This is a genomic window from Streptosporangium minutum (assembly GCF_002149035.1).
GTDB classification, from domain to species: domain Bacteria; phylum Actinomycetota; class Actinomycetes; order Streptosporangiales; family Streptosporangiaceae; genus Streptosporangium; species Streptosporangium minutum.
This window is the reverse complement of sequence record NZ_NGFP01000395.1, coordinates 1-5,317: the sequence shown is the minus strand read 5'-3', so window position 1 is coordinate 5,317 and position 5,317 is coordinate 1. Positions and strand designations below refer to the sequence as shown.

Sequence of the window (5,317 nt, the reverse complement as noted above, 5' to 3'; positions counted from 1 at the left end):
CAGTTGCAGCGCCACCTTCCCCGGCGGACATTCCGCCGGGGAAGGTGGCGCTGCAACTGCTCGACTGGCTGCCGTTCGTCTCGGCGGACTCGGGGCTGGCGCCGGTCGAGCAGGGCCTGCTGGCGGAGATCCGGCTGCCCAGGGTCCTGCTCGGTGCGATCGTCGGCGGCCTGCTGGCCATCGCGGGCGCCGGGTACCAGGGCGTGTTCCGCAACCCGCTGGCCGACCCCTACCTCCTGGGAGCCGCCGCGGGAGCCGGTCTCACGACCACGATGGCGATCGTGTTCATGAAAGGCGACGAAACGGCCCTCCCCATCCCGGCCGCCGCGTTCGCGGGGGCCATCGGCGGCGTCCTGCTCGCCTACGCGCTGGGCAACGTCGCGGGCCGGGGCGGGGGCATCGCCACGCTGGTCCTCGCCGGTGTGGCCGTCTCGTCCTTCCTCACCGCCATCCAGACCTTCCTGCAGCAGCTCAGAGTGGACGAGCTCCAGCGCATCTACGCCTGGATCCTCGGCGACGTCGGCGGAGGCTGGAGCCAGATCGCGCTGGTAGCCCCGTACGCCGTGGTCTCAGTGGTGATCATGCTGCTCCACGGCAGGCTGCTCGACGTGCTCTCGGTCGGCGACGACGAGGCGGTCAGCCTCGGCCTCAACGTCGCCCGCGTCCGGCTCGTCGTGCTGCTCGCCGCCTCCCTGGCCACCGCCGCGGCCGTCGCGGTGAGCGGGCTGATCGGCTTCGTCGGCATCGTGGTCCCGCATGTGGTCCGCCGCCTGGCCGGGGGCTCGTACCGGACGGTGCTCCCGCTCTCGCTGATCGGCGGCGCCGCCTTCCTGGTCCTCGCCGACCTGATCGCCCGGACCGTGCTGGCCCCGGCCGAGCTGCCCATCGGCGTGGTCACCGCCTTCGTCGGCGCGCCGTTCTTCATCGTGGTGCTGCGCGTGACCAGGCGGGTGGAGACGTGAGCGGGCGGGGAGGCGCGCACGGCGCGCCCGCCCATCCGGGCCCGGGCCGCGGGACGAGCGGGCCGCGGGACGAGCGGACGTGGGGCGAGCGGGTGCGGGACCAGAGGGTGCGGGACGGGGAGATCGGGTGAGTCACGTCAGGGTGAGGGACCTCGCCGTCGTCCTGGAGACGCGGACCGTGCTGTCCGGCGTCGGTTTCGAGGTGCGCGGCGGCGACTGGCTGGCCGTCATCGGGGCCAACGGCGCCGGCAAGTCCACGCTGCTCAGGGCGCTCGCCGGGGTGCTGCCGTGCTCCGGCGAGGTGCTCATCGACGACACGCCCGTCCGCAGGCTCAGGGCGAGGGACCGGGCCCGGCTGCTCGCCTACGCCCCGCAGGCCCCGGCGCTCCCGGTCGACATGACCGTGTTCGACTACGCCCTGCTGGGCCGCACGCCGTACATCCCCTATCTGGGCAGGGAGAGCCGCCGGGACCGCGAGGTGACGGCGTCGGTGCTGGAGCGGCTCGACCTGTCGTCGTTCGCCTCCCGCACGCTGGGCCACCTGTCCGGGGGCGAGCGCCAGCGCGTCGTGCTCGCCAGAGCGCTGGCCCAGCAGGCTCCCGTGCTCCTGCTCGACGAGCCCACCACCGCCCTTGACCTGGGACACCAGCAGCAGGTCCTGGAACTCCTCGACCGCCTCCGCCTGGCCGACGGGCTGACCGTGGTCACGACCCTGCACGACCTGAGCCTCGCCGGCCAGTACGCCGACTCGATGATGCTGATCGCCGGGGGCCGGGTGGCGGCATCCGGCGCCCCGGCCGAGGTGCTGACGGAGAGACTGATCGGCGAGCACTTCGACGCCCGCGTCCGTGTCGGGACCGGCGCCGGAGGCAGGCCCGAGGTCCATCTGGAACGCCCTTGACGTCCGGCCTCCGTGCCGGGACCGGCCCTGATCGCCGGCCCGGAACCCGATGGGAGTGCCTGTGAAGCTGAGCCACCGCGACGAGGACGGGGCCCGGCTGGCCTCGCTGCTGTGGGAGTTCGGCCCCGGCTGGCGGGCGATCTCCTCGGCGATGGTCGGCGGCGGCATCGGCCCGGCCGAGTGGGTGCTCAACGCCCAGGTGATCGGCGGCTACGCGCGGATGGACCCGGTGGACCACCTGCTGGAGATGGCCCCGCCGGGGCCCGGCGTCGGCATGCTGACCGCGGCGTCGGTGGATCACTTCACCCGGGCGGCCGACGGGGGAGCGGAGGCGGTGGCGACCGTCGGGCTGCGGGTCCCCACCTGGGCCGCCGCCCCCGACGGTGCCGCCGATCCCGAACTCGCGCCCATGTATCTGCCGGGGACGGTCAACATCATCGTCGCCGTGCCGGTCGCGATGAGCGACGCCGCCCTGGTCAACGCGGTCATGACGGTGACCGAGGCCAAGTCCCAGGCGCTGCTGGAGGCCGGTTTCGCCTGCACGGGCACGGCCTCCGACGCCGTCTGCGTGGCCGTGCGCGGCGACGGTCCCGAGGAACTGTTCGGCGGCCCCCGGTCGCTCTGGGGCGCCCGGGTCGCCCGAGCGGTCCACGACGCCGTACGGCGGGGCGCCCTCGACTGGGCCGACCGGAACGACATCACTCTGAAGAGCCATCTGATTACGGAAAGTACTGCCTGAGAGGGGTGGGGACGCCGATACTGGGACGATGACCGTTGAGAAGACCCCCATGAGGATCGAGCGACCGGCCGCGCACATGATCCGGACGGTTCTGCCGGGCAGGCCGCCGTTCACCGTCGCCGACCTGCTCCGGTTCCCCGACGACGGGAACCGCTACGAACTCTTCGAGGGAAGCCTCCTCGTGAGCCCGCCCCCCACCCCGGTGCACCAGCTCGTGGTCATGCGTCTGGTGCGGCTCCTGGAGGACGCGGGCGGGCCGGATCTCGCGCCGGTCCCCCGGATCAACCTGCGCGTCGGCAAGGCCGACTTCCTCGTCCCGGACGTCGCCGTCCTGCCGAGCGGTCTGGCGGCCGGCACGGAAGCGGCGTTCGCCCCCCAGGACGTGGTGCTCGCGGTCGAGGTGGTGAGCCCGCACACCCGCAGGCGCGACCGCGTCATGAAGCCCAGCGCCTACGCCGACGCCCGCATCCCGTTCTACTGGCGGGTGGAGCCCGCCGAGGGGCCGGCGGTCTACGTCCACGAGCTGGACGGAGAGGGCTACCGCCTCGTCCGGAGGTGCGAGGCCGGGCGGGTCGCCACGGTCACCGCGCCCTTCCGGATGAGCTTCGACCCCGCGGAGCTCGCCCGGCCGCGCGCATAGCCGCGGCCCGCGTGCCCGTCCGGCAGCGCCGCAGAGGCCGCCGCCGGAGCCCGGCCCGAGGTCACCCCTCCTCTCGCATGACCGTGCCGTCCGCCCGTACGGCGACGCCGTAGTCGGTGAGCGCGCCCCGGGCGGTGATCCTCCCCGTCCTGAGGTCGGCCTCGATCTCGTCGAGCGGCCGGTCGTACGGCGAGCCGATGCCCCCGCCCCCCGTCGTCTCGATCACGAACGCCTCTCCGGCGGCGAAGAGGGCGTTGTTCACCTTGGAGCCCAGGCGTTCGAGCGAGCCGTCCGGGTGCCGCCGGTAGAAGCCGCCGACCCGCCCCGGCAGGCCGCCCGAACGGCCGGGCGGGGCGTTGCGCAGCCGGTCGCCGCGGGTGGTGACGTGGGCGTCGGCCAGGAAGCGGATCACCGTCCGGGAGCCCAGCCCGCCGCGGTGGCGGCCCGGTCCGCCCGAGTCGGGGACGGTCTCCACCGACTCCACGATCAGCGGGCAGCGGGTCTCGACCGGCTCGGCCTGGGGGACCGAGTTGCGGCCGATGCCGAAGTGGACGCCCGTCGAGTCCGGCCCGTCCTTGCCCTGCCGGGCGCCGACCCCGCCGAAGTCATAGGACAGGTGGATCCAGTACGGCGCCCGCACGGCCGCGATGGAGAAGGGCTGCAGGATCCCGCTCGCCGCGATCGCCCGGTCCGGCATCGCGTCCGACAGCGCCTGGAAGATCGCCTCCATCGCCGCGTAGACGGGCACGAACCGGCCCCCGCAGGGGTAGGGGGAGCAGGCGTTCAGCAGCGAGCCCGGCGGCAGCCGTACCTCGATCGCCCGCAGGCAGCCGTCGTTCATGGCGATGGACGGGTCCAGGAAACACCGCACCGCGAACACGGCGGCGGCCAGCGACTGCGACGACGAGGAGTTGATCGCCGCGGGGACCTGGGGGCCGGTGCCGTCGAAGTCGAGTACGGCCCCCGCCCCGGGCTCCAGGACGACCGCGACCCTGACCGTGTGCGTGGTGCCGGGGTCGATGCCGTCGTCGTCTATCAGGTAGGAGGCCTCGTAGCGGCCGGCCGGGAGCGCGGCCAGGGCCGTGCGGGTCCTGGTCTCGGTGTAGTCCAGGTAGTCGTCGATCCTCCCGGCGAGCCCGGCCGGGCCGTACTCGGCGACCAGCGCCTCGACCCTGGCGGCGGCGACGGCGGTGCCCGCGATCAGCGCCCGCACGTCGCCCATGACCTTGTCCGGGGTGCGGCTGTTGGCCCGCAGGATCGCCTCGACCGTGGCCTCGACGCCCCGCTCGGTGGCCAGCCTGACGGGCGGGAGCTGCAGGCCCTCCAGGAAGATGTCGGTGGCCAGCGGCGCCATGCCGCCCGCGGACAGGCCGCCGAGGTCGGAGACGTGGATCATCGTGGCGGTGAAGTAGGCGGGGACGCCCTCGACGAAGACGGGCCGGTAGACGAGCAGGTCGTTGGTGTGCACGCCGCCCCGGTAGGCGTCGTTGAGCACGAACACGTCGCCGGGGCGCATGGTCCCGGCGGGGATGTCGGCCAGCAGCTCCGGCAGCGCCACCTTGAGCGCCATGCTGTTCATCAGCGTGGTGGCCATCGACTGCGCGATCAGGCGCCCGTCCGCGTCGAGGATCGCCGCCGACGCGTCCGACCCCTCGACGATGAACGTGGAGTAGGCCGACCGCACCACCACGATGCTGGCCTCCTCCGCGGCCACCACCAGCGCGTTCCGCAGCACCTCGGCGGTCAGCGCGTCGCGGGCGCCCCCGCCTCCGCGAGGAGCGGGGCCGTGAGAGGCCGGCTCACCCGTCCTGCGGGACGCGGTGTCGTCCGTTCCGGTCGCCGGGGTGCCGTTCACCTGGCCGCCTCCGTCAGGATCACGCTCATGGCCTCCGCGAGCCGGGCCGTCCATCCGGGGGGCACCACGATCGTCGACTCGGCGTCCTCGACGATCGCCGGCCCCGTGACCTCTTCGAGGCCGGCCCGGGTGAACACCGGCGCCTCCACGTACCCGCCCGCCTCGGGGAAGTAGGCGCTGCGCCTCCTCCCGGGGCGCGCGGCCCCGCCGCCCGCCGTAC

The 5,317-nt window shown here is 74.0% G+C and carries 5 protein-coding genes and 1 pseudogene; 4 read left to right on the top strand and 2 right to left on the bottom strand.

Annotated features, from left to right (window positions below):
- The 4 genes from CA984_RS42385 to CA984_RS42370 all read left to right on the top strand — a co-directional run.
- A partial coding sequence (locus tag CA984_RS42385; protein WP_086578946.1) for a FecCD family ABC transporter permease occupies nucleotides 1-962 on the top strand: 962 nt, incomplete at its 5' end.
- A gap of 127 nt (nucleotides 963-1,089) precedes the next feature.
- Entirely contained in the window at nucleotides 1,090-1,863 is a 774-nt protein-coding gene (locus CA984_RS42380; RefSeq protein ID WP_086578945.1) for an ABC transporter ATP-binding protein, read from the top strand.
- A gap of 49 nt (nucleotides 1,864-1,912) precedes the next feature.
- Nucleotides 1,913-2,602: an adenosylcobinamide amidohydrolase gene (locus CA984_RS42375; protein ID WP_086578944.1), complete on the top strand. Its 690-nt coding sequence runs from the start codon at nucleotides 1,913-1,915 to the stop codon at nucleotides 2,600-2,602.
- A gap of 28 nt (nucleotides 2,603-2,630) precedes the next feature.
- Nucleotides 2,631-3,242, top strand: a complete 612-nt coding sequence (locus CA984_RS42370) for a Uma2 family endonuclease (protein ID WP_086578943.1) — start codon at nucleotides 2,631-2,633, stop codon at nucleotides 3,240-3,242.
- A gap of 61 nt (nucleotides 3,243-3,303) precedes the next feature.
- Here CA984_RS42370 and CA984_RS42365 read toward each other — a convergent pair whose 3' ends face one another.
- Both CA984_RS42365 and CA984_RS42360 read right to left on the bottom strand, forming a co-directional pair.
- Nucleotides 3,304-5,097, bottom strand: a complete 1,794-nt coding sequence (locus tag CA984_RS42365) for a hydantoinase B/oxoprolinase family protein (protein WP_086578942.1) — start codon at nucleotides 5,095-5,097, stop codon at nucleotides 3,304-3,306.
- Nucleotides 5,094-5,317: pseudogene (locus tag CA984_RS42360) on the bottom strand (hydantoinase/oxoprolinase family protein); the annotation flags it as partial. The pseudogene CA984_RS42360 and the gene CA984_RS42365, both read right to left, overlap by 4 nt.